18 protein-coding genes are annotated in these 25,392 nt (G+C 44.9%); 12 read left to right on the top strand and 6 right to left on the bottom strand.

The annotated features are described in order from the left end of the window. The first annotated feature begins 18 nt into the window (after positions 1-18). The 4 genes from K9M52_RS00275 to K9M52_RS00260 all read left to right on the top strand — a co-directional run bounded on the left by K9M52_RS00275 (position 19) and on the right by K9M52_RS00260 (position 7,342). Complete coding sequence (locus K9M52_RS00275; protein ID WP_224070065.1) at positions 19-1,851, top strand: RagB/SusD family nutrient uptake outer membrane protein; 1,833 nt, start codon at positions 19-21, stop codon at positions 1,849-1,851. 243 nt (positions 1,852-2,094) lie between these two features. Next, a complete protein-coding gene (locus K9M52_RS00270) occupies positions 2,095-3,381 on the top strand; it encodes an MFS transporter (protein WP_224070064.1) in 1,287 nt (428 codons plus the stop codon). Position 3,382: 1 nt separating this feature from the next. After that, positions 3,383-4,798: an FAD-dependent oxidoreductase gene (locus K9M52_RS00265; RefSeq protein WP_224070063.1), complete on the top strand. Its 1,416-nt coding sequence runs from the start codon at positions 3,383-3,385 to the stop codon at positions 4,796-4,798. Positions 4,799-4,813: 15 nt separating this feature from the next. After that, entirely contained in the window at positions 4,814-7,342 is a 2,529-nt protein-coding gene (locus K9M52_RS00260) for a phosphocholine-specific phospholipase C (protein WP_224070062.1), read from the top strand. A gap of 314 nt (positions 7,343-7,656) precedes the next feature. On the opposite strand, the gene K9M52_RS00255 is transcribed toward K9M52_RS00260, so the two are convergent. Further along, positions 7,657-8,385 (bottom strand): hypothetical protein, encoded by a 729-nt coding sequence (locus K9M52_RS00255; RefSeq protein ID WP_224070061.1) that lies wholly within the window; start codon positions 8,383-8,385, stop codon positions 7,657-7,659. 206 nt (positions 8,386-8,591) lie between these two features. Between K9M52_RS00255 and K9M52_RS00250 the strand changes: the two genes are divergently transcribed. Both K9M52_RS00250 and K9M52_RS00245 read left to right on the top strand, forming a co-directional pair. Continuing rightward, on the top strand, positions 8,592-9,356 hold the full coding sequence (locus tag K9M52_RS00250; RefSeq protein WP_224070060.1) for a nucleotidyltransferase: 765 nt from the start codon (positions 8,592-8,594) through the stop codon (positions 9,354-9,356). Continuing rightward, entirely contained in the window at positions 9,331-10,098 is a 768-nt protein-coding gene (locus K9M52_RS00245) for a metallophosphoesterase family protein (protein WP_224070059.1), read from the top strand. The genes K9M52_RS00250 and K9M52_RS00245 overlap by 26 nt, the downstream gene beginning before the upstream one ends. Before the next feature lie 114 nt (positions 10,099-10,212). Here K9M52_RS00245 and K9M52_RS00240 read toward each other — a convergent pair whose 3' ends face one another. The 4 genes from K9M52_RS00240 to K9M52_RS00225 form a co-directional block, all read right to left on the bottom strand. Beyond that, entirely contained in the window at positions 10,213-11,901 is a 1,689-nt protein-coding gene (locus tag K9M52_RS00240; RefSeq protein WP_224070058.1) for a glycoside hydrolase family 16 protein, read from the bottom strand. Between the two features lie 165 nt (positions 11,902-12,066). Next, positions 12,067-13,590 carry a RagB/SusD family nutrient uptake outer membrane protein gene (locus K9M52_RS00235; RefSeq protein ID WP_224070057.1) on the bottom strand — a complete coding sequence of 508 codons (1,524 nt, stop codon included), beginning with the start codon at positions 13,588-13,590 and terminating at the stop codon, positions 12,067-12,069. Between the two features lie 17 nt (positions 13,591-13,607). Continuing rightward, positions 13,608-17,096: a TonB-dependent receptor gene (locus K9M52_RS00230; protein ID WP_224070056.1), complete on the bottom strand. Its 3,489-nt coding sequence runs from the start codon at positions 17,094-17,096 to the stop codon at positions 13,608-13,610. 233 nt (positions 17,097-17,329) lie between these two features. Further along, positions 17,330-18,601, bottom strand: coding sequence for a FecR family protein (locus K9M52_RS00225; RefSeq protein WP_224070055.1), 1,272 nt, complete (start codon positions 18,599-18,601; stop codon positions 17,330-17,332). A gap of 121 nt (positions 18,602-18,722) precedes the next feature. Between K9M52_RS00225 and K9M52_RS00220 the strand changes: the two genes are divergently transcribed. From K9M52_RS00220 to K9M52_RS00205, 4 genes are all read left to right on the top strand, one after another. Next, positions 18,723-19,331 carry an RNA polymerase sigma factor gene (locus K9M52_RS00220; protein WP_224070054.1) on the top strand — a complete coding sequence of 203 codons (609 nt, stop codon included), beginning with the start codon at positions 18,723-18,725 and terminating at the stop codon, positions 19,329-19,331. 310 nt (positions 19,332-19,641) lie between these two features. Beyond that, on the top strand, positions 19,642-19,878 hold the full coding sequence (locus tag K9M52_RS00215) for a hypothetical protein (protein ID WP_224070053.1): 237 nt from the start codon (positions 19,642-19,644) through the stop codon (positions 19,876-19,878). Positions 19,879-20,279: 401 nt separating this feature from the next. Then, complete coding sequence (locus tag K9M52_RS00210) at positions 20,280-20,486, top strand: hypothetical protein (RefSeq protein ID WP_224070052.1); 207 nt, start codon at positions 20,280-20,282, stop codon at positions 20,484-20,486. Continuing rightward, a complete protein-coding gene (locus K9M52_RS00205) occupies positions 20,455-21,042 on the top strand; it encodes a cytochrome-c peroxidase (RefSeq protein WP_224070051.1) in 588 nt (195 codons plus the stop codon). Before K9M52_RS00210 ends, K9M52_RS00205 begins: the two co-directional genes overlap by 32 nt. A 122-nt stretch (positions 21,043-21,164) precedes the next feature. Here K9M52_RS00205 and K9M52_RS00200 read toward each other — a convergent pair whose 3' ends face one another. Next, positions 21,165-22,691: an ATP-binding protein gene (locus K9M52_RS00200; RefSeq protein WP_224070050.1), complete on the bottom strand. Its 1,527-nt coding sequence runs from the start codon at positions 22,689-22,691 to the stop codon at positions 21,165-21,167. A gap of 409 nt (positions 22,692-23,100) precedes the next feature. Between K9M52_RS00200 and K9M52_RS00195 the strand changes: the two genes are divergently transcribed. Beyond that, positions 23,101-24,270, top strand: coding sequence for a glycoside hydrolase family 172 protein (locus K9M52_RS00195; RefSeq protein WP_224070049.1), 1,170 nt, complete (start codon positions 23,101-23,103; stop codon positions 24,268-24,270). 91 nt (positions 24,271-24,361) lie between these two features. Then, on the top strand, positions 24,362-25,384 hold the full coding sequence (locus K9M52_RS00190) for a LacI family DNA-binding transcriptional regulator (protein ID WP_224070048.1): 1,023 nt from the start codon (positions 24,362-24,364) through the stop codon (positions 25,382-25,384). Positions 25,385-25,392 lie beyond the last annotated feature (8 nt).

Genomic DNA, 25,392 nt, shown 5'->3' with positions numbered 1-25,392 from the left:
TAACTTAACTAAAATACGATGAAAAATAATACGATTCTGACAACTAGTTATACAGATGCAAATCATAGGTTAAGCTATGGTCTGGCAGCGGCCGGTAAGGTTCGCTGGACCTTACTGGTACTGGTGATCGCCTTTTTAAGCAGTTGCGGTAAGCATGCGCTGGATCTGGAGCCCTTCGATAAACTCACACCCAATACAGCTTTTAATACCGAAAAGGATCTCCAGCTTTATGTGAATTCCTTTTATAAAATATTGCCTTCGGGAAATGATATTATCCGGGGTGATGTCTTAAGTGATTATGGTGCTGGTAAATCAGTTTCCGCCTATCTGATCCCCGGAGCGTTCTCCGCTACCCAGGCAAGTAGCTGGAGTTGGGGAGATCTGCGCAACGTCAATTATTTTCTGGAGCATTATCAGACAGCAGCTATTGACCATACCCGAAAAGAACATTTTGAGGGTATTGCCCGTTTTTTCCGGGCCTGGTTCTATTATGACAAAGTGCAGCGTTATGGAGATGTGCCTTGGTATAATAAACCGCTGGGCATTGATGATACCGCGCTCTATAAAGCAAGAGACGCACGGAGCCTCGTGATGGACAGCGTTCTGGCTGATCTGGATTATGCCTGCGCGCACATAGATGATGCCAAGGATAATACCGCTTCTCAAATCACCAAATGGGTGGCATTGGCATTCAAATCCAGGGTCTGTCTGTATGAAGGAACCTACCGGAAATATCACACAGAACTGAACTTACAGGGTACAGCCCAAAAATGGCTGACCAGTGCTGCACAGGCAGCTGAGGAAGTGATGAACAGCCACCAATATTCTATTCACGTGGATGGGGGGCATCCGGCGTTAAGCTACCGGGAACTTTTTATCAGCCAGGAACCGCCCGCTGATGAGACAATCCTGGCTTATGTCTGTAACGGAGATTTACAGGTGTTTAATGATGCTAACTGGTATTTTACCAGCGCCACCTATGGTAACCGGCTTAGTTTTAGTAAGACTTTTATAGATACGTATTTGAACAGAGATGGATCCCGCTATACAGATAAAGCGGGATTTGACAGTGCACCTTTTCCCCAGGAAGTCAAAGACAGGGATCTCAGGTTGCAGCAGACCATTCGCATGGGAGATTACAAAAGAGGCGACGGCAGTGCGGCGCCGCCTGATTTTACCTACACTTATACGGGTTATGAACCGCTAAAGTTCACCCTGGATGACAAGGCGACCGACGGGATTGCTAAAAATACCAACTCAATTCCCATAATTCGCTATGCGGAGGTTTTATTGAACTATGCGGAGGCAAAGGCAGAATTAGGCACCTTTGAGGATGCCGACTGGGATAATACGATCGCTGTATTGAGGGCGAGAGCAGGTATTACGAATACGGATATGCCGAAAGTGGCAGATCCTTATCTTCAACAACATTATTTTAAAGGTATTTCCGATCCGGCATTGCTGGAGATCCGCAGGGAAAGAGGCATCGAACTGGCCTTGGAAGGCTTCCGTTATGATGACCTGTTCAGATGGAAATGCGGTGATCTGCTCACCATGCCTTATAAAGGTATTTATGTGCCTGAAATGAATACCCTGTACGATCTCAATGAAGACGGCAAGAATGATGTCTGTTTTGTTACTAAAATACCGGCTAAGAAACAGAGCGGTGTTTACTATTATCTGATTGACAATGACCAGGCAAAGCTTTCTGAAGGCAGCAGTGGTAATATTATCTGGTTGAACAATATTACCAGGCAGTGGGAGGATTATAAATACTATTATCCGATTGACTACGATGAGCTGGTGTTGAACCCAAACCTGGAACAGAACCCCGGCTGGGATCATCCATAGGGCCAAAAAATGATATTATGGTGCCGGTACGGCCATAAACCTGACTGAATCTATTCATATGAAAGCAGGGGTATGTAATACGGCGGCTGTAAATTGTGGCGAGCAAAAAGGCCGCCGTTCCTATTCGTTTATGCAACCCGTCTGGTGGCTTTTCTATCATCTGACACAAGCAAAAGCAGTATGCGCCGGGTAAATAACATCTATCTTTTTCATTCAGCATATTGATGTAGAAACTAAAAATATATGGCCAGCTTCCTGATTCCTGAAAGACGCCGATGGGTCATTGTCTTTACTATTTTCTTGGCAATTGTTTTCAATTATGTAGACAGGCAATTGCTGTCGATCCTTAAGCCCGTGCTGGAAAAGCAGTTCCATATGACCAATGCCGGCTATGCGATGCTGGTCAATGTTTTTACGGTTTGTTATGCCTTGATGTATCCGGTGGCAGGCTGGCTGGTGGATCGGTTCGGCGCCCGGCTGGTGATGTTTATTGGTGTATTGAGCTGGGGAGTTGCCAGCATCGGCGGGGGACTTTCACGGTCGATTGGCATGTTTGGCTTTTTCAGAGCTGTTCTGGGCCTTGCGGAACCGACCAATTTTCCGGCGCAGTTAAAGGCGGTCACTGTCTGGTTCTCCGGAAAACTCCGCGCTACTGCCAATAGTCTCAGTGTGGCAGGAAGCTCCATTGGAGCCATTATCGCACCGCCGCTTGTCGCGTGGATAGCGATCCAATACGGCTGGCATTATGCTTTTATCAGTACCGGTATTGTCGGATTATTAATAGCCGTGTTATGGCTGCTGGTCTATCAGGATCCCCCTGAGAGGATAGCTAAAGAAGCCGCTGAATCTTCGGGGATGTCCCGAACCATTTCGTTTAAATGGAAAGCACTGTGGAAGACAAAAAGTCTTTGGGGGATTATCTTAATTCGTTTTATCAGTGATCCGGTTTGGTATTTCTGCCTGTTCTGGCTGCCGGGCTATCTGCAGGATCATTCCGGGCTCTCTTTGGCGGAAATTGGGATGTTCGGTTGGATTCCGTTTCTCATTGCAGATATAGGAGGTATTGGTACTTCCGCCTGGTCCGACCGGATGGTACGGAAAGGCAGGAAGCCACTTATGGCTCGTAAAACAATGCTTTCCTGGACCGTAATCGTAGCCCCGCTTTGTGTGCTGACACCTTATTTGCCCGGTGCGGCCTGGACGATCCTGGTGTTTAGCCTGGTAGCAGCCATGTGTATTAGCTGGCTTTACTCCATTGCCGTTGTCGTCTCCGAGGTTTTTCCGGTAGGCAATGTTGCCAGCGTGTTAGGGATCACCGCAGGCTTTGGCGCCATAGGCGCCGTGTTGTTTAATTATGTTTTAGGGCGTTATCTGGGAACAGTGAGCACCCATCGTTTATTTATGGTTATGGCTTTTCTGCACCCTGTTTCGCTGTGTATTTTGTGGTGTATGGTCAGGCCGGAAAGACCTCCCGCTGAGCAGGCGACGGGAGCTGCCAAGAGAAGTAATTTCAACGTATTAACAAAATGATATGGCAACGAAAATAACAGAACAGGAAAGATATTTATCTGTGCGCAAAGAAGTGGATATTCTGATAGTTGGAGGTGGTCCGTCGGGACTCATGGCTGCTGAGGCGGCCGCTGAAGGGGGGCACAAAGTATTACTGATAGACAACCGGAGTTTCTTAGGTGGTAATATGACCATTGGACTACCGGTGCTGGGTTTTCTCAGCCAGAAGCAAAAGCAGATCATTAAAGGATTGCCGGACCGGTTCATTCAGCGATTACGGGCCAGAAATGCAGCCAGTGAGCATCGGCCTTGCCCGCTGCATATGGGAATTACACTGGTGGAGCCGGAAGCCGTTAAAACAGAGGCGCTTGCTTTAATGGTTGAATCAGGTGTGGAAATTATGCTCTATACGTATTTTGTAGATGTGGTAATGGAGGGCATGGATTTAAAAGGGGTTATTATAGAAACGAAGGCAGGACGACAGGTTATTTTGGCAAAGACTGTTATTGATTGTACGGGAGATGCAGATGTGGCCTTTCGGGCAGGTGTACCATGTGAACAGGGCGATGAAAAAGGTGGCGTACAGCCGCCGACCCTGATGTTTTGCATGGCAGGTGTAGATACCGAAAAACTTCGCATGAGCATTGCCCATGAGCCCAGAACTTATTTGACAGATTTTATTCCCAATGCATACTTCGGTCAGAATAATCAATTTATTGTGGTGGGGTTACGGACACTCATGGAAAAGGGCAGGGCAGACGGCTTCAATTTACCTACACAGCGTACGATTATAATAACCGGGCTTCGGCAAGGGGAAGCCTGGATCAATATGTCTGCTGTTGCCGGTGTAAACGGAGTGGATCCCGACAGCCTGACTTATGGCGAGATCAAAGGCCGTGAACAGATAGAAGATATTCAAAAATATTTGATCAAATATGTGCCAGGATTTGAAAAAGCCTACTTTACCAAAATGGCGCCCTTTCTCGGTATCCGGGAAACGCGAAGGATTGTCGGGGCATACGTAATGACCGGTAAAGATATATTGAGTTGCAGGAGGTTTGAGGATGTTATCGCAGTTGCCAGTTATCCCTTAGATCTGCATCATCCCCAGGGAGGTGGATGTACCCTGGAGTGGTGCGGTGACTGTTACGATATCCCTTTCAGGTCGCTGGTGCCACTTGGTGTTGAAAACCTTTTGGTGGCTGGCCGCTGTATCTCCACAACACATGAGGCCATGTCTTCGACAAGGGTAATGGCTACTTGCATGGCACTGGGAGAAGCGGCAGGCAGGGCGGCCGGTCTGGCAGTACGACAAAATAGCTATCCCAGGGATATCGATGTCAGACAACTACAAAAAGAACTGCTGGATAAGGGCGCTTTTTTGGGTGATCATGTTGAGAAACGGTATAGTCATGCAAATGATAACCAGCTAGGCTGAAAACAAAATAATGTTATGGATACCAGAAGGGATTTTCTGAAAAAAGCGATTTTACTCTCAGGTTCGGTGGGTATATCTTCAGTCCTGCCGGCCGCCATTCGTAAAGCATTGAGTATTGATCCCCAAAAAGGGAGTACGTATTTGGACGCTGCGCATATTGTTATTTTAATGCAGGAAAACCGTTCTTTTGATCATTGTTTCGGAATGCTTAAAGGTGTCAGAGGCTTTAATGATCCAAGAGCAGTCAGGCTGCCCAATGGACGCCCTGTATGGTGCCAGTCCTACGGGGACGGAACGGTGGTACCTCCTTTTCGGCTTAATATTAAAGAAACGAAGTCTGCCTGGACAGGTTCGCTGCCGCATAGCAGGGCCAGTCAAATAGATGCGTGGAATAATGGACAGTATGACCGGTGGCTGGAAACCAAAAGATCCGGTAATAAGCAATATAAGGACCTACCGTTGACAATGGGCTATTACAACCGGGAAGATCTTCCTTTCGATTATGCGCTTGCAGATGCATTTACCGTTTGTGATCATAATTTCTGTTCTTTAATGGGTTCTACCACGCCTAACAGAGCGTATTTCTGGACAGGCAAAATAACCCATCAGGAAGACTGGGGGGTAAAAGCTTATTTGGATAATAAGGATTATGCATTTGGGCGGCTGGAATGGAAGACTTTTCCCGAGCTTTTGCAAGACCATAATATCAGCTGGAAATTCTATCAGAATGATCTGTATTGCGGCGCTTTAATGAGCCGGCAAGAAAGGGACTGGCTTTTGAATTTCGGCTGCAATATCCTGGAATTCTGGAAGGCCTACAATGTGAAATTCTCTTCTCGCTATACAGAAACAATCCGAAAGCAAATTGAGATATTAGAGTATGAGATCACTTTTACTTTAGGGAGAGCAGCAGAGCAGACGGATAAAATCAAACAGAAAATAATTCGGCGGAAACAGAAAGTAAAAACGCTGAAAATGCAACTGGCCAAATGGAGTCAGGAAAATTTTGACAAATTAACCGAACGTGAAAAAGAACTCTTTCATAACGCATTTATTACCAATAAGGCGGATGCTGATTACCGGTCACTGTCGACCTTTAGGTTTAACGATCAGGTAACGCAGCGGGAAGTCACCATTCCCAAGGGGGATATTTTGTATCAGTTCAGAAAAGACGTAGAAGAGGGGAAGCTCGCGACTGTTAATTGGCTGGCGGCCCCTAAGTATTTTTCAGATCATCCTACAGTGCCATGGTATGGTACCTGGTATACCGCCGAAATATTGAATATACTCACTCAAAATCCGGAAGTGTGGAGGAAGACCATCTTTATTCTGACTTTTGATGAGAATGACGGCTATTTTGATCATATACCACCCTTTACAGTCCCTGATCCGGCCAAGCCGGATACAGGTCTGGTCTCTGAAGGCATCAATACGGAAGAAGAATGGATCAGAATCAAGGACCAGGTCAAAGCAGGGGTGAGTGAGAACAGTGCCAGAGAGGCTCCCATCGGACTCGGATTCAGAGTGCCAATGATCATTGCCTCGCCCTGGAGCAGGGGAGGGAAAGTATGCTCGGAGGTGTTTGATCACAGTTCCACCTTGCAGTTCCTGGAACATTTTATCAACAAAAAATTTAATAAAGATATCCACATTGAGAATATTAGTCAGTGGCGAAGGAGTATTTGCGGAAACCTGTCCTCCGCTTTTACGCCCTTTGAGGAAGCGCATACCGGGTTGCCTCTGCAAACTAGAAATCAAGTCATTGAAGAAATTTACGGTGCCCGGTTTAAGCAATTGCCGAATGCTTACCGGCTGTTGTCCGCAAAGGAGGCCGCTGAGCTGAAGGGGTATAAGGATTACCGGTCCCTGATACCTGTTCAGGAGCCAGGAACAAAACTGTCCTGTGCTTTGCCTTATGAACTTTATGTCGATGGTAATTTGTCTGAAAACGGTGCCGCTTTTGACATCCGGTTTATGGCTGGTGATCAATTGTTCAAAGATAAGGCTACCGGTGCGCCCTTTACAGCGTATGTCTTCGGCACGCAAGATGCCACGACAGATCAGCAATTTAATAATCGGTTCTACGGTGTTCGTGCCGGAGATCAATTGTCTGACAGCTGGAAACTGAATAGTTTTACAAAACAAAAGTATCATATCGAAGTGCATGGCCCCAATGGATTTTTCAGGTCCTTTAAGGGAGGCGCTTCTGATCCAAAGCTGCTGATCAAGTGTAGTTATGAATCTGAAGAACGTAAGCCTTTTAAGCTGACAGGCCATGTGCTATTGACTATAATAAGCCTGGATGAAACAGCCTATGATTTATTGCTGGACAATAAGGCCTGTTCAGGAACGCGCGTTCAAAGGATTCGGACCCAAAAGGGAGTCGGAAAGCGTTATGAGCTGGTGATTACAAGCCGGCAGCATTGGTATGATTTTACAATAAAAACTAAGGACAACGGTTCGTTTGTGAAGCGATTTGCAGGAAAGGTAGAGACAGGAGAAGTAGGCATAACGGATCCTGTGATGGGTGGTATAGGCCAGTAAAATGAACCAGTATGTATTCGTATTCTATTTATCTTCAACCTCGATATTGGCAGCGGTGATTTTAACGTGGCTCGCCAGATTCGCCAGCTCCATCCGATTATTGACCTTTAATTTTTTAAAATACCATGACCGGAAAGGTGCTTACCGCTGAAATGCCCGGATTGATCATATTTGAATCTCCTTTAATCCCCGCCCTTCCAGGAGTAATAACAGAACGGCAAATTCTTGTTTTGATAACTGTGAGAACGGGTGGTCATTATGGCGCTGAGCTCAACGTTCTATTTGATACAATTGAGGTTTCTGCAAGTATTTACTTATTCAAAGTATAGGAAAATTTCATTTCCAATGGCGTCCACCAGGCCCTGTTCAATGCCGTCCATCTTCCAACCGCTTTTTGTACAGCGGATAATACCCATACTTTCATCGTTTAATGTAATATCCAATTCATAACAAACACCATCACGGCAAGTTTGTTCAATAGGTATTCCCTCGCCTTTATAGACGACATCCTTATAGTCGAATTCCAGCGGTACAGGATCTTTTTCCAGCTGAGCAATGAAATCTTTTAAAAATTTTATCAAATGTTGTCGCTGTGTAGGACCGGTCACACTCCATTTATGCTTATCGGCTCTTTTGTGTGCCAATTTGAATTTCAATCCATGCATCGAAGTGCTGTAGTCGTTCGCGTTTAATTTTTTTGCCGTTTGATTGGCCAGTATATACCAATGGTACTCCGTATCTACCGGAACACCGGAACCTTCTGGAGCCCCCCGGCCTTTTCTTCTTTTTGTGACGTTGAAAGATATTTCCCACAGATCAGGTGTGATTTTAGTTTCTTTCCAGTCTCCTTTGTCATAATCCCAATGATGACTTCTGCCTATCTGCATGCCGGTGTACTGTTGGCCCTGAAACCGCTTCACTTGATTATAACTATCGGTGCCAGGAACTTTTTTGACTTTCTTTTGCTGTTTAACGGCTTTTTTGCCAGCTAATGCCTTATCGGCGGTTTTTTTTCTTTTTACAGGCGTTTTTTTGGTTATCATAGTCGTATCCTCCTTACTGGATTTCTCGCAATTTGTATGCCGCGGCGAAAGGGGGCGACCCACTCAACAGTATGTGCACTTGCTTCAGTTTTGGTATCCATATTTAACAGTATTAAAATTGGGGCTGTTGTTAGAGGTAGAACGTTATTTGAGTCGTTTATATCGAATGCACAGTTTTTTTAGGGTCTATTTTAAATTATGAAGTCATGAGAAATATCGGGATACATTTTGACGATACCCACAAGACAGATTTTTATAAAGATAGCCTTAAACAGCTGTCTAAAAGTGGTATTCCGTTTTTAATCGGAGGCGCTTTTGCTGTGTTTCATTATGCGGGAGTTTACCGTGACACAAAGGATTTAGACATTTATTGCCTTCCGCAAGACTGCCTGGCAATTCTGGATTATTTCAACGACCTGGGCTATGAGACCGAGCTAACCGAAGACCACTGGCTCGGAAAGATATTCAGTGGCGACGGATATTTCATTGATGTGATATTTGGAGCAATGAACCGGCTTTGGTTGGTGGATCAGACATGGTTTCAAACAGCAGTTTCCGGCACTTTGTTCGGTCGAAATGTAAAGGTCCTTTCTGCAGAAGTACTCATTATGGGGAAGATATATGTGCAAAGCAGAGAACGTTATGACGGCGCGGATATCAATCATATCTGGCTGCGTTATGGCACTAATATAGACTGGGTAAAGCTATTGAAGATCATGGACGAACATCCGGAACTTCTTGCCATGCAGATGCTGTCATTTCTCTTCGTCTATCCCAATGACTGGAGAACGATCATTCCGCAGAATGTTTTTGAAAGGTTAATGAAGCGCTTTCATGGTCAGTATAACGAGAAATATAAAAATGAACACATATGCAAAGGCCCATTAATTGATCATGCCCAATATGATGTAGATATTCAACAGTGGAATTTTAAACCGATGCCCTATGAACCGCCCAAACGAGATGAATAGAGAAAGTAAAGAAGTAATAAATATAGCGGCCGTAGGAGATTTGCACGCCTGTAAGGAAGATGCCGGCCGGTATGCCGATCTGTTTTCACGTGTTGGCGGGAAGGCTGACCTGTTATTGCTGGCAGGGGATTTAACCCATACGGGGGATGAAAGTGAAGCAACTCTTTTATTAGAATCAATGTCACGCTGCTCGATTCCCATACTTTGCGTTTTAGGTAATCATGATTATGAAAAAGGGCGCGAGAAAATGATTCGCGAATGCCTGCTTCAACATCCGGGCTTGTATGTCCTGGACGGAGAAAGTGTTATTATAAAAGGTGTTGGTTTTGCCGGCATTAAAGGCTTTGGAGGTGGATTCGATAACCATATGCTTGCGATGTTCGGAGAGAAAGAAATGAAGGATTTTGTCGAAGCGGCGGTTATGGAATCACTTAAATTGGAAAGAGCGCTGGCCAGATTAGATAAGGAGCAACCGGATATAAAAAAGGTGGCCCTAATGCATTACGCCCCTTGTAGTCAAACCATACAGGGTGAACCGGAGGCTATTTATCCTTTCCTGGGCTCTTCCAGACTGGCCGAACCGATAATAAGGCAAAACGTGGAAGTGGCCTTTCATGGGCATGCACACGCCGGCCTACTCAAAGGTCAACTATCAGGTGTGCCTATATATAATGTGGCCAAGGACATTTTGGAGAAAAAAGGCAATGCTGATGGTTTTTTGCTTTACAAAATGGATGTATAAAGGACTGAAATTATGTCAACGATTGCTCAAAATATGCAAGAAGTTCTACAATCATTTAGTTAAATTACCGGCCAATTGTCGGCAAAAGGGCCGGTAATTATCTGCCTGGGTTCGTTATTGGTGCGTTAAAACAACATTATCCAGATATAGGGGAGCTGATCCGTTATTTTTAAATAGAATTCTTATTGTCTTTGTGTGTCCCTTCGGCGCATTTTTAGTTTCGAAAACCAGCAGGTTTTGCTGCAGTTGACCGTCAAGTACGTAGCTTTTCTGGGTGGCGCTTGTAATGATACCGGTCACTTCTTTAACATGGCCGACTGCTGCTGTAAGTTTGCCCGATCCCAGACAGGAGAATGTGAGACGGTAATGGCTGTTTGGACTGACATACACATATTGATAAAGGCTGTCTCCCGGACTGAGTTTTGCGGACGCACGCCCGGCAATTTTTTTAACCTGGCTGATCGTTGCTGTCCCCTGCCAGGGGAGCAGATTGTCATTTAGCTCAAAATCAGCATTAGGAAGCTCATTGTCTGCGCTGACAGGCCAGTGATAGGCCCTTATATAGTCGACCTGAAGAGATACGCTGCCTCCCTTGCCATATGCCCCCAACAGCACATTCATAAAATGATCCGGGCTATAGATCTGATGGGGATCATCATAACTGTGGATTAGTTTTCCGTTAATGTAATGCTTTATGGCATTAGGCGTCCATAGCAATCCATGCACGACCCAGTTATCTTTGTGTTTATATCCTCTGGCAATATCAGTGGTTAAATTATGGACAAAATGTCCATTGCTATCCACATGCCCGTGCATGACAAACTGAGCATTCATGTTTTCAAACATATCAATTTCAAAAAGCTGGCCTTTTGGCCGGATTCCTGAAACCCCATTTATCTTTGTTCCCTCTTGATAGTAATATCTTAAATCCGGACCAGGGCTATCAAACCAGAAGGCCGTATTCAGACCGGACGGATGGCCTGTAAAGTTCCTCCTGACCCTTACTTCATAATAACCGCCTTTTTCATTAGGCAGTAAATTGGTATTGGTCACCCAGTCATAGGTTTGTATAGAGGATATCTTTTTGCCATCCTTAAAAAACGGAATTTTAGGTAGTGAATCATTGACGATTAAATCAATATACCTGCCATTGAGATGAAAGGCTGCCTTAGGTAGCTGATTTTTTTGAAAGGCGGGCCACTGAACTTTGTTATTATAGTCGAGTGTGGAATAGTATGAGTCAAACCATTTGTTTCGATCCAGTAGGCTGTCATTGAACTCATCGTGGAAAAATAAGGCCATGCCCGGGGGTAGGGAAGCAGAGCTGGGAATGTCCAGCTGAGCGGCTTCCCGGTCTGAAAGGTGCCAAGTTGTATCGGTGAATACCTCGCGGGAAAATAATGTCTTATCCCTGTTAGACCGGCTTACTGTTCCTTTTACGATAAGCTGGTAATGCCTGCCAGGTTCGACTGGATGCATATAAAAGCGATTGCTACTTACGTTGACCAATTGAGTCTTGGTTTGGTGATTGCTTTTGTCGGTCCATTGAAGCGTGAAATACTTTAGTCCAGCCGGTAACTGATCTTTTGACCAGCTAAGTTTGATCCAGGACCTGGTGCCCAGCGTCTGAAATCTCTCCGCATTTTTTAGATTTTTGACGTGGGTGACCGAATTTCCAGGGGATGAATGTGTATTGCCAGCTGTTTGCCGGCTACCGGAGCAACCGGCTACTGCTATAAATAATATTGAATAAAAGAGGATAGAAGCCCGGGCGCTTTTAAGGCGTGTTGCATTATAAAACATACTGTTGTTTTGCATGGTAAATTAGATATCTGTTAAATATGGATCATGCCTTTAATAACCAAAAATGGGAACAGCCTCTCGTGCTGTCCCCATTTGTTACGGCACTACTTCTAATGGCGTTTTGCTCAGGAAGAAGACCAGTGTTAAATAGTCATTCTTCCGCCATTATTTATAATCCGGGTTTTGCTTAATTACGCCGCCACTTTGTGCAATCACGGATCTTGGAAGTGGCATCAAGAGCTTACTGGCGTCGCTGTGTGTGGAGCCGTCATCAGTCGCTCTTTTCAGGTAAAGCCCCCAGCGAATCAGATCGTCTCTGCGCCAGCCTTCTCCCCAAAGCTCAAAAAGCCTTTCATCCTGGATCGCCTTTAGGAAACTATCGTGATTTAAGTTGGCAAGCGGTGCCAGCCCCGCCCGCTCCCGGACCTGATTGATAGCATTATAGGCCTCTGCATCAGGTGCTCCTTCAGCTTCATTGATGCTTTCAGCAAGCATGAGCAAAACATCTGCATATCTGAAGACCGGAAAGTCGATACCACTGTTCTGAGAGTTGGCCCTGGAAGGATCGGGGCCAAATTTCATAGGAACGGCGCCAGGATCTCCTGCCGCCCTGGCATCCTTATACAGTATATTACCATTGGCATCTTTGCCAACGGGATACTTTTCTAAAAGGACTTTCAGCCGTTTGTCGGCCGGATCAAATTTGTCATAAGTCTTCCAGGGCATTTTATAGCCACCCCACGCCGTTAAGGGAATGCCGCTGGGATCCTGGTAATCCGGAGGAAGTGACATGGCCAGCCAATAGTTGGAGTAGGAATCACCGCCTGTGGGAGAGCAGACAACCGCCAGAATAATTTCAGGATTTGCACCGCCTTTATTGTTAATATTAAAATTGTCCTCATAATTTTCCGAAAGCGTATACCCGAGTGTCTTTAACTGCTGGCCCACTGCGACAGCTTTCTCCCAATCCTTTTCGTGCATATATAATTTCATTAAACCGGTTAATGCGGCGGCCTTACTGAAGCGACCATATTCCTGGCCGGTAAACCGGTTGGGCAGGATGGCCGCCGCTTCCTTATAGTCCTTTTCAATTTGTGCCACAACCTCCTGCCTGTCCGGACGGGGGACATAAGGAGCATCAGGGTTGGCAGCATCCTCTGCATCGGTTTTAATGGTGAAGGGACCATAGTAGAAGTAAAGTTGTTCCGCGTATTCGGCTCGCAGGCCTTTTAGTTCTCCGACATACCGGTTGAGCAGGCTATCCTTGCCGTCCGGATTGAGTGCCTGGATCTTCGCCAGGTCCACCGTAATGGTAGAAATATAGGGTGTATACTTGGTGAAATTGTGCGTGACCCAATCGAAATCAGGTGTGAAGTTCAGGCTCCGCATATTGGCCCAGTCACCGCCCCAGGCGCAGACGCCTTCGTCTGTGGTCATCATTGCTTGTGTGCGGTAGGAATAAGTGCCCGCATCCCAGCCGCCATTATAGTCCCCGCCACCTGCCAGGCCGGTGTAGGCGGCGTTTACAAGCGCCACCGCGCCTTGTTTGGAATTGACAACGCTGGACAGGTCTCCATAAGGATTAAATGCCAGGTCCTTGGTGCAACCTGATCCCAGGGTCAGAACTGTCAGGCAACCTACAGCCATTGCTGCGGCGCCTGCTATATGCTTATATGATAATAGGTTCATGGTAAATTAAGTTGAGGTTAGAAAGTACAGTTAATGCCGAAAACATAACTTTTGACCAGTGGGTAGTAGTTACCCGCATTGAGCTCCGGATCCAGCCCCGGATAATCAGTAATGGTAAAGAGATTCTGCGCATCAAAGGATATGCGGACGCTGGACAGTACCTTTTGTCCCGCTAGTAACTTAGCCGGAAGGCTATAGCCCAGCATCAGGCTTTTACAACGCAGATAGGAACTATTAACCCACCAATAGCTGGCGCTATTCTGATATTGGGAATAGGAGCCGTCTACCAGGGAAGTCGGTAAAGTGCCGTTGGGATGCAGACTGCTCCAGGGATCTGAACGGCTGACCATGGCATTCCAACCATGTGCATTCATTTGGGTTTCCAGTACTCTGGCGCCGTTCAAAGGAGACCAGTTATGCTGAACCATGCCCGAAAGGAAGATGTTCAGATCAAAGCCCTTGAATGTAAATTTATTACCTACCCCAAAACTGAATTTGGGATCACCGTTCCCTAGCAGTAGATGATCGGCAGAGGAAATGATGCCATCAGGTCCGGTCAGGTTGCCATTGTCATCATACCCTGCAATATCATTTATAATAAGCCCGCCGGGCAACATGCCAGGCATCCAGGTAGGCGCTGTACCAAACGCTCCCTTGAATATACCGGATGACTGATACCCATAAATGGGGTTATACAGTGCATTTTTGCCCGTAGCTACTTCATACTTCGGTAATGTCTTTAGATCCATGTCAGCTCTTTCCACCCAGTAATTTAGGTAGTGGGAGAAATTAAGAGAAGTAGACCAGGTAAAACCATCATTATGGGAGACAATGTTTTTGCTTTGTAAACTGAGCTCATAACCCGTAGAGCGGGTTTTGCCATCATTAATATATACGCCGTTGATGATAAAACCGACTGGATATGCCACATATTTGAGCAGATTGCGGTTGGTGGTGCTGTAATAGTCAAATGACCCGGTTAGTCTGTTGTTCAGTACACCAAAATCGATACCGGCATTAATACCTGCTCTGGTCTCCCAGGAGAGATTGGGATTGGCTGCCTGTGTGAGGGAAATACCTGTATTTACCTGGCCTTCTCCAAAATAGGGGCTCTGAGAAGAGCCGTACAGGGCGAAGGCGGATCCCAGGGTGAGCGGATTACCCGTTTCTCCGTACCCAGCTCTTAATTTAAGATAATTGACAGGTGTTACGGACTTAAAGAAGCCTTCATCCGAGATAACCCATCCCGCAGAGACACCCGGAAAGTAGCCCCATTTTTTACCTTCGGCAAAAGTCGAAAAACCGTCCCGTCTTATAGAGGCCTGCAAGGTGATATTGCCTTTATACGTGTATATGGCTCTTGCCACTACAGAGGAAGAAACCAACTCTGCCTGTTTGGAAGACCCTACACTGGGCTTAGCTGCCTGGCCCATTCCGAGGTTATAATACTTAACGATATCTGAGATAAAATTTTGGTTGGCGGCTGATAGATAGTCACCACCTCCCGCTTCATAATCATAAGCCAATACCGCATTTAAATGATGACGCGCTGCGATATCCTTATTATAATTCAGGCTATAAATCATGGTTTTCTGATAGGCTCTGGTTTCATCGACACTGGCTTCTCCATTGACCTGGCTGCCAAACAGGAAGGTTGTGGGTAGATATGCAGAGGTTCTGGAGGTAGACCAGTCATAGCTGAACTGCGCTTTTGCGGTTAAGCCGGACATGATCTCCCACTGGCCGTAAGCGCTGCTGAGCACCCTGTTATTACCGGTAGTATTGGTCAGCGTGCCATAGGAGAGCGGGTTGGGAATATTGGGGTAATAAGGACTGATGGGATAAGAGCCGTCTGCGGCCTGCAGCGGTAAAATAGGCGCCCAGTAAATAGCTGCAGTGATGATTCCGCCATTTTCATTGGCACCTCCTGTCAGGGTGTTGTTGGCTGTGGATCCGGACACTAAAACATTTGCACCGACTTTGATCTGGTCGGATACCTTATGATCGATGTTCAGTCTGCCGTTATAGCGTTTATAGTCAGAGCCGATAATGACGCCTTTTTGATTATAGTAGTTGGCCGATGCGAAATAAGTGGTTTTCATATTGCCACCCGACATCGACAGATTGTGCTGTTCTGTATAGGCATTTCTGGTAATCGCATCCATGGCACTCTGGCCATAGTCTACTGCCTGATCAATCTCCGTATTGCTATATATTGGATGGAAGGGTGTCAGGCTTGGATCATTACTATTGACCGTGCCATAATAAGGGGCTATCTTATTGTCTCTTAACCAGATTTCCTGGGCCAATGCATTTCTTTGTAGCATATAATCTTTAGCGCCATAAACCGGATACATTTTATCGACACGCTGTATGCCATAATTGCCACTATAGTTAATCATGGTTTTGCCTTCCTTACCGTGTTTGGTGGTAATCAGTACGACACCGGATCCTGCTCTGCTACCATAGATGGACGTGGAGCTGGGGTCTTTTAAAAATTCAATAGAGGCAATATCATTGGGATTGATAAAGTTCAGCGGGCTCTTGTCTGCGCCACCCGTACCGTATTTGCCACCACCGATGGTGCCCGTCAGCGCGGGCTGGGAGGCGCCGTTATCGATGGGTACTCCATCAACAACATAGAGAATGTCCGGTGCGCTCGGCGACGGGTTGCTTCTGATCTGGATTTTGGCATTGGCTCCAGGCTGACCGGTTGCCTGTGTGATCTGGACACCTGCCGCCTTTCCCTGTAGGGTCTGGGCAATGCTGGAGCTGGTAGAGACATCTACATCTTCTGCCTTGACCGTTGCCACGGCTCCTGTGAGATCTTTTTTATTGACGGTTCCATAACCGATCACGACGATTTCTGAGAGATTGTTTTCAGTTTTGACTAGTTGAATGGTCAGCTCTGATGCACCGTCAAAGGTCAGCGTTTTTGTAGCGAAGCCCAGGTGGGACACTATAAGTTTGTCTCCTTTGTTTAAATGGAGCTTGAATGTGCCCAGTTCACTAGTAATGGTTCCTTTGCCCGTTTCTGCGATGATAATGCTGGCTCCGCTTACGGGCAGGCCGTTTTCATCGCTCACCTTTCCCGTTACTTCTACAGGAGCACTGACAGTGGTTGCAGCGGCAGAGATTTTATTTCTGTCTTTTCTAATGATAATCACTTTATCCTCAATAGCATAGGAGAGCGGCTGGCCTTTTAGTATTTGGTCCAGGGCCGTCTTTAAATCGACATTGGTCAAGGTAACAGTAATAGGACGGGCGGATTTGACATCTTCTCTTACCAGAAAGTAATTGAAGCCGGTCTGGGCTTTTATTTTTTCCAGAATCTGATGTATGGAACTGTTTTTAGTCTTTAGACTCACCTTCTGGCCACTGGCTGCGATAGCCAGATTTACAAATAATGCCAGACAGGTAATAGGAAGAATACGCATAAAAAGAACTTTTTTAGCCAGTGGAAGAAATCTTCCATAGCCATTTTTGTCGGGAGGCGAAAAATGCATAATTTTAGATTGTAAGGTGAATAATCAATTTCTGTTCTGTTTCCGGAATCCAAGCGTAAATAATGAATAGACATTGGCAGCTTTACGATCATTGGGCGTCTGAAGTGTTCGTACCACTCCAGGCGTCTTTCTTTTATCGTCGTTGCTGGCGTTCGGTCTATGCTATGTGGGATAAAGCTGGCTGTTCATTTGGGTATATATTTTATCAGGTTAAATACTTTATTCAATTCGTTTTATTGGGCACTGACATGAATGGTGCTGCCTTCCATTTTAAATTTAAACAGTCCGGTCTTTTCTATGATGTTTAATATTTTGGATACATTCTCAAACCTGCTCATAGAGCCTTCCATACTGTTTTTTGATACAGGTTCGTCATATACGACCTGGACTTTGTACCACCGGGAAACCCGACGCATTATGGCATAAATGTCCTCGCCGTCAAAACGGAAATAACCGTTTTTCCAGGCGACTACACTTTCTGTTTCGACGCGTGCCACTCTGATATTTCCTTCACCATGGTCTGCGTTGGCCAGAGAAGCCTGCTGCCCTGGAACGAGCGTTGTCGGAGCCCTATGGCGGCCGGCTGCATTACTGACCTGAACAGCGCCTTCGAGCAGTGTTGTTTTTGTAAAAGGATCATCCTTGTATGCCGTGACATTAAACGCAGTGCCCAGATCTTCAATGGTCTGGTGGGCCGTCTGCACCATAAATGGTTGCCGGCTATTGTGTACCACTTCAAAATAAGCTTCTCCTTCAAGTTTCACGGATCGGGTTTTTGCCTGTGCAAAGCTGGCCGGAAACTCCAGTGTGGATGCTGCATTTAGCCATACTTTGGTGCCATCTGGTAAAATAAGTTTATATTGTTCACCGGCTGCAGTGCGAAGGGTATTCTGACCTGCCGGCGCACTTGCCGTTGGCCCGGATGTATTTTGAGCGCCAGCTTCCGGCATGGAGAAATTCAAGGTGCCTGCCTTGTTCATCAGCTTGAAGCCACCAGTTGTGGCAATTAAGCCGTTTTTAAGGGTGTCGAGCAGGATCGTTTGCCCGCCGGCCAGCGTCAGTATGGCCCTGTTTTGCCCTGGACTGCCAGTGATGCTTACCGGTTGAATGGTGTCTGCGAGTCTTGCAGTCTGGATTTGATGGGAGCCTGAGTTTGCAATAAAACGGATCCCCCACCAGCCAAGCCCCAGTAACAGGATGATAGAAGCTGCGGCCATTAACCGTTTATTGCGCTTACTGTATTTTGTAAACTGATGATCCTCTATGTTCTCGGCCGGCCTGTCCTGCTGTTGCTGCAATTTGCTTAGAAAACCTTCATACATATGCTCTTCAAAATCAGGTCCTGCATTTTCCAGCTGTCGTAAGAAGCTGGCAGCTTTTTCTTTATTGAGTTTACGATTCAACCCAAGATTTTCATACCAGTCTTCGATCAGTGCAAGCTCTTCCGCGTTACAGCTTCCTTGCCTGTATTTTTCCAATAATGCTTTGAGTCTTACCTGGTCCATGATTTTTATTTGTCTGGCCGCTGATAATTAGCGTTATAACTAAAGACGAATAAATCTGAAGCAGCCGTTAGCCAAGTGACATGATTTTTTATTTTTTTTTAAATCGAAATACTGTTTACTTTTGGTTAACATTAAACGACTGGTCATTAGCAAGGAGGATTACATACAATTAAACGTATTAAGTGATATTGAACTGATTAACCGCTGGAATCTAGGGGAGGAGGCAGCCTTTGCTGTCTTTTACAAAAGGCGTGTGAAAGCGCTTGTACACCTGGCCTTCATTAAAACAGCTGACGCTGCTGTAGCTGAAGAAATCGTTCAGGATAGCTTCCTTAAATTTTATCAGCATAGGGGGACGCCCTTTTTAAACCCGCTTGGTTACTTAAAGGTTGTTTTAAAGAATAAAGTGATTGATTATTACCGTAAAGAAGCCAGCAGTATGTCTGCCATTTCTATCGATGCTGCACCGGAAGCGGTTAGTAAGAATGATCCTGCATCAGCATTAATTGCTAAAGAACAGTATGCTTTGCTGTATGAAGCGATTGATCAACTGCCTAAGAAATGCGGTGAAGTTTTTAAGCTCAGACGCCTGTCCGATTTATCTAATAAAGAAGTGGCTAACCGGTTAGGCCTTTCCGTCAATACGGTGGAGCAACATATGCGAAGAGCAATCAGACTGCTTTCCCGGATGGGATTGTTGCTATTCATTTATTTCTTTAGTGTGATATAATTTTATGCCTGCCTGATCCGTTTTGCCATTTGTTGATTAACAGATTCTGTTCTTAGTGTCAATAAGGAGGCAATGGGCAAATTTATCAGCTCTGGTTGCGTCAGATTTGATTTAATATATTGATTCATAGTGTGTTGATTTTTTGTCAAATCGGCCTATATTTCTTCAAATCCAATATAAAAACTCTCTATATTTTTATAGTCACATTTAGCCGGATTTAAGGAGAAACGTTTTAAATTTCGTATCTTCGCTTTAGGCTTCGATCGATAAATTTAAGCCTTTTAAAATTGATTATTAAAAAGAATATTTTATGGAAACAGCGTTGGGTAGCCCGAATTTAAATGAGCAACAATTGGATATGCTACGTCTATTACGTAATCCACTTCCTAAAGAGTATTTTCAGCAATTACGGAGATTAGCCGTTCAGCTTTTAGGAAAGCAATTAGATGAGGTGTTGGATAATTGGGAAGAAAATAATGATATTACTGAATCGGATTATGAAAAGTTGAGTAAGGAACACTTTAGAACACCTTATAAAAAGTCTTAATGAGAGTTGTATTAGATTCGAATGTTTTGCTTGTGGCTATTGGAAAGCGAAGTCGATTTAGGCCAATCTGGGATGCATTTTTAGGTGGAAAATTTTGATGCTAAGGAAGATGTAGGTACTTTTTTGGGCAGGCTGGAAAATTTATAATATAGAGAGATGTAGCGCAAACAAAAAACTTCTTGGGTGGCTTTTATTCTAATTTCGCTTTGAAACTATTATCAACGATCGATTTTATTATTACTCTTGCTATTTCAATAGATTTGGTACAATAGAAAATAAGGATTTTCTTAGCCATTTATAAGATTCTGAAAATAAAAGGAGGCCTTTGCCCTACCGATGCACAGTCCCTGCATATCCCCGGGCTTACACAGCAGAAGTCAGCATTATTTATCTCTTTGTACATGGGACTGGTACTGGCCGGTCGTCTGGGTGGTGCCTTTTTGCTGAAACGAATAAAACCTTCAGTGGTACTTCTGATTTCATCAGCCGGAGGAGCGATGATGTTGGTTGTTGTAGCGATACTGACAGGCGGCTCTATTTTTCTCTTTAGCGATCGTCGGGCTCTTCACATCAGTGATGTATCCGGTCATATTCACGCTAAGTATTAAAGGGCTGGATAGCTGTACTAAAACGGCCTCTTCGTTATTGATTATGGGCGTGGTCGGCGGGGCACTCTTTATGCTGGGTAGAAAAAATGCCCTGAAACCTGAGGAGATCAGAGGGCTGCATATATTCAGGACCAAGGCCCGTTGCATGAACTGTCATAATGGGGTCTATTTTACGGATTTGCAGTATCATAATATTGGTCTGACGTACTACGGTCGTAAATATCAGGATCCGGGCCGTTACACGGTCACCGGGAAAAAAGAAGATGTGGGTAAATTTAAAACAGCCACGCTCAGAGACCTCTTACATACCCGTCCCTGGCTGCATAACGGTTTGTTTGATAACCTGAAGGGTGTCATTAATTTGTATAACAGCGGTATGCATCAATTGGACGGGCGGGTTAGCCCGGCAGTAGACTCCCTGTACCCCTATACCGATCCCCTTTTAAAACCGCTGCACCTTACAAACCAGGAAAAAGAAGAACTGATCGCTTTTTTGGAAGCGCTAAATCCCGTTGAATACAAAATGTCCAGACCTGTTCTGCCCGGTTATGAATAACAGCCAGCATGTCTTTGCAAAGCAGGGTCCGACTCAGACCAGTATCATAGTTATGAACTAGCGACATAGCTCAGATATTTGAAAGCCGGTAGAATGAATAATGATGATATCCCTTTGCGGCACTACAGTTCCTTCACTAAATAGGACTGTATTTCTCTTTTTTTTGAGGAAAAGGAAATGCCAACCGCGAATTTCTTCCTGATATCAGCAGCATAGGGTTGCAGGTACCCTTTTTCGATAACCTGCTGCAAGGCCTCTTCAGCCGTGCCGTCCAATTTGAGTTCCATCACGTAAATATAACGCCCCGTTTTTACCAATAAATCACATCTGCCCTTAGAACTATGCACTTCGGTATGCATGTCTATTGCGGCAAACTGAAAAGTCAGAAAAGTAATGATGGTAAATATAGATTCTGTATCTGCATTCCAGTGGTCATAGGGAATGGTGGCAATCAGGGCATTTAGCTGATGAGTAAGACCGGTTATATCGCCACTTTCAAGATCCGATTTTACTTTTGCCATCAGAGCAACAGAATCTTCGCTAGGGGCTTCCCGGTAGGCGCTAAGTAGACCATCTACCAGACTTGCCTTTACTTCCTTGTTCGGATATCCCAATTCGTAGACCTGACCGTCGGGCGATATATTTTTAATTGTCAGATACCCTGTTTGAAAAAGTAAAGAACCTGGGTTGGGATTTTCCACGTTGAGTGTTGATAAAGAGACTTCTCCCAATTGGATGCCTTCAACATCATACATTTGCCTTGTTTTAAGCAGGTGTATAAGAAAGCTTGGTGTTCCTGTGACAAACCAGTAATTTCTAAACTTGGGGCCAGCCATAAAATTTAGAATAGAAAACGGGTTATACACCCAGGTCAGCATGTTCCAGGTATAACCATTGTACCATTGTTTAATCTGATTCAATATGTCCGGATTTTGCTTTTGTAACTGGCTGATTTCTTGTCCGAAATTAGTCTCAAGTTCCGCCTGGGTAACACCAGCTATGGCGCCATAGTCATCAACTAAAGTAATGTTACGAAGGTTATTCAGGTCAGAGAAGATACTTACCTGGCTAAACTGGCTCACACCGGTAATCATTAAGAAACGGATATAATCATCGCTGTCTTTGAGAATGGAATAAAAGCTTTTCATAATAGAACGATTGATCTCCATGATCTCCGGTTCATCCATAAAGTCGATAATCGGTTTATCGTATTCATCTATTAATATAACGACTTTACCTTTTTGAGCAGCCCTGCGAATCAGTTCTCTGAACTGAACCTTAATGTTATTTCCTGTTAAATCGATTCCCAATCTTTCGGCATTTATGGTAAGGCCATAGGTGATGGCATTGCTGAGCCCTTCTTCTTTATAAGGCAATTCCGCAAATTTAATATGAATGACGGGATTCGTATTTGTCCAATCCCAATTATCATGTATCCATAAACCTTCAAAAAGAGCCTTACTGCCATTAAACAGCTCTCTAATAGTATTCACCAACAGCGTCTTGCCGAACCGTCTTGGACGGCTCAAAAAATAATACTTACCTGTATCCACCATCTTGTGGATAATTTCAGTCTTATCAATATAAACATAGCCGCCATCGCGGATTTCCCGAAAACTCTGGATGCCTATGGGGTATTTCGTTAACATGTTACGAAGATACGAAGATTCCCATTGTTTTATTGAATGTGATCTCAATGGTACAGCTATGCATTAGATTTCTCCTTTTGCGTAGCCTTCGCTTCAGGTTTCACAGACTCCCTGGGTGGGGACGCCTCCGCCTGTTTTTGTTTAACGTCCGGCTGCGGTGGGCAGCCAGACAATATTTTTAGCTTCCCTGAGTATGTTCCGGGCTGCATTCGCTCTCTGTCACGCATGACATTCAATATTAATTTTCAGTCAGTTTTTAAAAAGCCCAAAAAAAACATAAATAATTGTTTGTTTGTTTAAACGTTTAAGCCTATATTGCAGCTTAAACGTTTAAACAGTTTTCGATTTTAATTTTCCTTTTCGTGCTATAAGACTGTATTTTGATTGGATTGATTAACCTAAAGCTTAAATGATGATGAAACTACAAACCTCTTTGCTTTGTGCCATGCTCTTTTGCAGTATCGGCCTATTTGCCCAGAACGGCTATAATGGCATCAACGGCACCCTCAGTAACCTGTATCAACTCTCTAACGCTAAATCCAGGTCCATCAGCCCGGAGAACTTTACCGGGGAAAAAGGGCGGGGAGCGATGGCTACGGAAGGAACGGGTAAAAATGCGGCCCGGGATCTGGGTAAAGGCTGGAAGATCAGCCCCAGTGTCGTCATTAAACCGCATACCACTTTTACGATTGCGGACATTGACGGTTCGGGCTCTATTCAACATATATGGATGACGCCTACCGGTAACTGGCGTAATTCCATTATCCGTTTTTACTGGGACGGAGAGGATAAACCTTCAGTGGAAGCGCCAGTCGGTGATTTCTTCTGCATGGGTTGGGGAAAGTATTCTCCATTGGTTTCACTGGCCGTCTGTGTAAATCCGGGCAGCGCCTTTAACTGTTACTGGCCAATGCCTTTTAGAAAGCATTGTAAGATAACCATGGAAAATATCGATGAACATCCTATGACACTGTATTATCAGGTCGATTATATTGAAACCAAGGTGCCGGATGATGCCGCTTATTTTCATGCACAGTTCCGCAGGGTGAACCCACAGCCTTATAAAAAAGAGTACGTGCTTTTGGATGGTGTAAAAGGCAGAGGTCAGTATGTGGGTACGTATATGGCTATTGGTGTGCATAATAATGGCTGGTGGGGTGAAGGAGAAATTAAATTCTACATGGATGGGGACAGCGAGTATCCCACCATCTGTGGCACGGGAACAGAAGACTATTTCTGCGGATCCTATGATTTTGACACGCATAAGAAGAATAAAGCCGGCGTCGACAAAGTAGATTACACAGAATACTGCACGCCCTATGCAGGTCTCTGCCAGGTACTGCGTGGTGACGGGCATTATGAGGTTTCACAAAGGTTCGGTATGTACCGCTGGCATATTACCGATCCGATCCGTTTTGAAAAGGACCTTAAAGTAACCATTCAGGATTTAGGCTGGCGCAGCGAAGGCCGGTATCTGCCACTGCAGGATGACATTGCCACTACCGTATTCTGGTACCAGACGGAACCGCATCAGTCATATCCGGCTTTTCCGGATAAAGATGCCCTTGAAGTCAATTAACCATTACCTCTGTGTGGTCAATGATTAAGCGTCCAGCTTTTGATACTGAGATTTGGCTATTTTATATTAATTTGAGGAGTAAGAATGATCCATGAGTAAAAAGACATCACTTAAAGACATCGCCCGGCATCTGGGCGTATCCACTGCCCTGGTATCCTACGTTATTAATGGTAAGGAAAAACAGGCACGCGTAGGACCAGAAATGGTTAAAAAGATTCGCCGGGCGGTCATTGAGCTGAACTACCAGCCGAATCTAATTGCCAAGAGTTTAAAAAGCGGTAAAACGAAGACCATTGGACTCATCGTAGCGGATATCTCGAATCCGTTCTTTTCCGCGATCGCAAGAATTATAGAAGATGAAGCCAGAAAATCTGGTTATGTCGTCATCTTTGGCAGTAGCGATGAGAGCGCTGAAAAATCTCAGGAATTAATTAATGTGTTTTTAAATCGTCAGGTGGATGCTTTTATCATTGCCGCGGCGGAGAATACCGAAGATCAGATACTGGGACTCCAGCGCTCAGGGATACCGGTGGTACTCATCGACCGTTATTTTCCCAGGGTTCCTTCCGATACTGTCTGTATCAATAATACAGAAATTTCTAAAAAGGCAGTGACGCATTTGATTGACGGCGGCTGCAGGCATATTGCCTTACTCACGTATAAGACAACACTCGCGCATATCAATGATCGCACAGAAGGGTATAAGCAGGCACTTAAAGCCGGTGGGCTAAAGGCAGGAAAAAAGATGATCCGGGAGGCGTCATACCAGGACATTGAGAAGGATGTGGAAAAACAAATGCTCGATCTTTTTAATAAGAAGCAAAAAGTGGACGGTATTTTCTTTGCCACAAACAGCCTGGCTGTACTGGGACTCAAGATTATCAATAAACTGGGGATCCAGGTGCCGTCGGAATTAGCCATCGTATCTTTTGACCAAAGTGATGCCTTTGATTTTTTCTACGCGCCTTTGTCTTATGTTTCCCAATGCCTGAATCAGCTGGGAAAAGAGGCGTTGGAGCTTCTTGTAAAAAGGCTGCATCAAAAGACCCGGCCTAAGGCTGACGGATTTCAATCTGTGACAGTAGAAGCTAAACTGGTCGTCAGAGACAGTTAAATTTTTTT

This window comes from Arachidicoccus terrestris (assembly GCF_020042345.1).
Classification (GTDB): Bacteria; Bacteroidota; Bacteroidia; order Chitinophagales; family Chitinophagaceae; genus Arachidicoccus; species Arachidicoccus terrestris.
Note: the sequence above shows the minus strand (reverse complement) of the source record. Positions and strands in the feature narration are given on the sequence as shown.

Excerpts from the sequence above, each read along its gene's own strand:
- K9M52_RS00210 (WP_224070052.1), top strand. The coding sequence starts at position 20,280 with ATGGGACTGGTACTGGCCGGTCGTCTGGGTGGTGCCTTTTTGCTGAAA.
- K9M52_RS00195 (WP_224070049.1), top strand. The coding sequence starts at position 23,101 with ATGATGATGAAACTACAAACCTCTTTGCTTTGTGCCATGCTCTTTTGC.
- K9M52_RS00215 (WP_224070053.1), top strand. The coding sequence starts at position 19,642 with ATGGAAACAGCGTTGGGTAGCCCGAATTTAAATGAGCAACAATTGGAT.
- K9M52_RS00275 (WP_224070065.1), top strand. The coding sequence starts at position 19 with ATGAAAAATAATACGATTCTGACAACTAGTTATACAGATGCAAATCAT.
- K9M52_RS00205 (WP_224070051.1), top strand. The coding sequence starts at position 20,455 with ATGTATCCGGTCATATTCACGCTAAGTATTAAAGGGCTGGATAGCTGT.
- K9M52_RS00265 (WP_224070063.1), top strand. The coding sequence starts at position 3,383 with ATGGCAACGAAAATAACAGAACAGGAAAGATATTTATCTGTGCGCAAA.
- K9M52_RS00250 (WP_224070060.1), top strand. The coding sequence starts at position 8,592 with ATGAGAAATATCGGGATACATTTTGACGATACCCACAAGACAGATTTT.
- K9M52_RS00235 (WP_224070057.1), bottom strand. The coding sequence starts at position 13,590 with ATGAACCTATTATCATATAAGCATATAGCAGGCGCCGCAGCAATGGCT.
- K9M52_RS00270 (WP_224070064.1), top strand. The coding sequence starts at position 2,095 with ATGGCCAGCTTCCTGATTCCTGAAAGACGCCGATGGGTCATTGTCTTT.
- K9M52_RS00260 (WP_224070062.1), top strand. The coding sequence starts at position 4,814 with ATGGATACCAGAAGGGATTTTCTGAAAAAAGCGATTTTACTCTCAGGT.
- K9M52_RS00245 (WP_224070059.1), top strand. The coding sequence starts at position 9,331 with ATGAACCGCCCAAACGAGATGAATAGAGAAAGTAAAGAAGTAATAAAT.
- K9M52_RS00255 (WP_224070061.1), bottom strand. The coding sequence starts at position 8,385 with ATGATAACCAAAAAAACGCCTGTAAAAAGAAAAAAAACCGCCGATAAG.
- K9M52_RS00200 (WP_224070050.1), bottom strand. The coding sequence starts at position 22,691 with ATGTTAACGAAATACCCCATAGGCATCCAGAGTTTTCGGGAAATCCGC.
- K9M52_RS00230 (WP_224070056.1), bottom strand. The coding sequence starts at position 17,096 with ATGCATTTTTCGCCTCCCGACAAAAATGGCTATGGAAGATTTCTTCCA.
- K9M52_RS00225 (WP_224070055.1), bottom strand. The coding sequence starts at position 18,601 with ATGGACCAGGTAAGACTCAAAGCATTATTGGAAAAATACAGGCAAGGA.
- K9M52_RS00190 (WP_224070048.1), top strand. The coding sequence starts at position 24,362 with ATGAGTAAAAAGACATCACTTAAAGACATCGCCCGGCATCTGGGCGTA.
- K9M52_RS00240 (WP_224070058.1), bottom strand. The coding sequence starts at position 11,901 with ATGTTTTATAATGCAACACGCCTTAAAAGCGCCCGGGCTTCTATCCTC.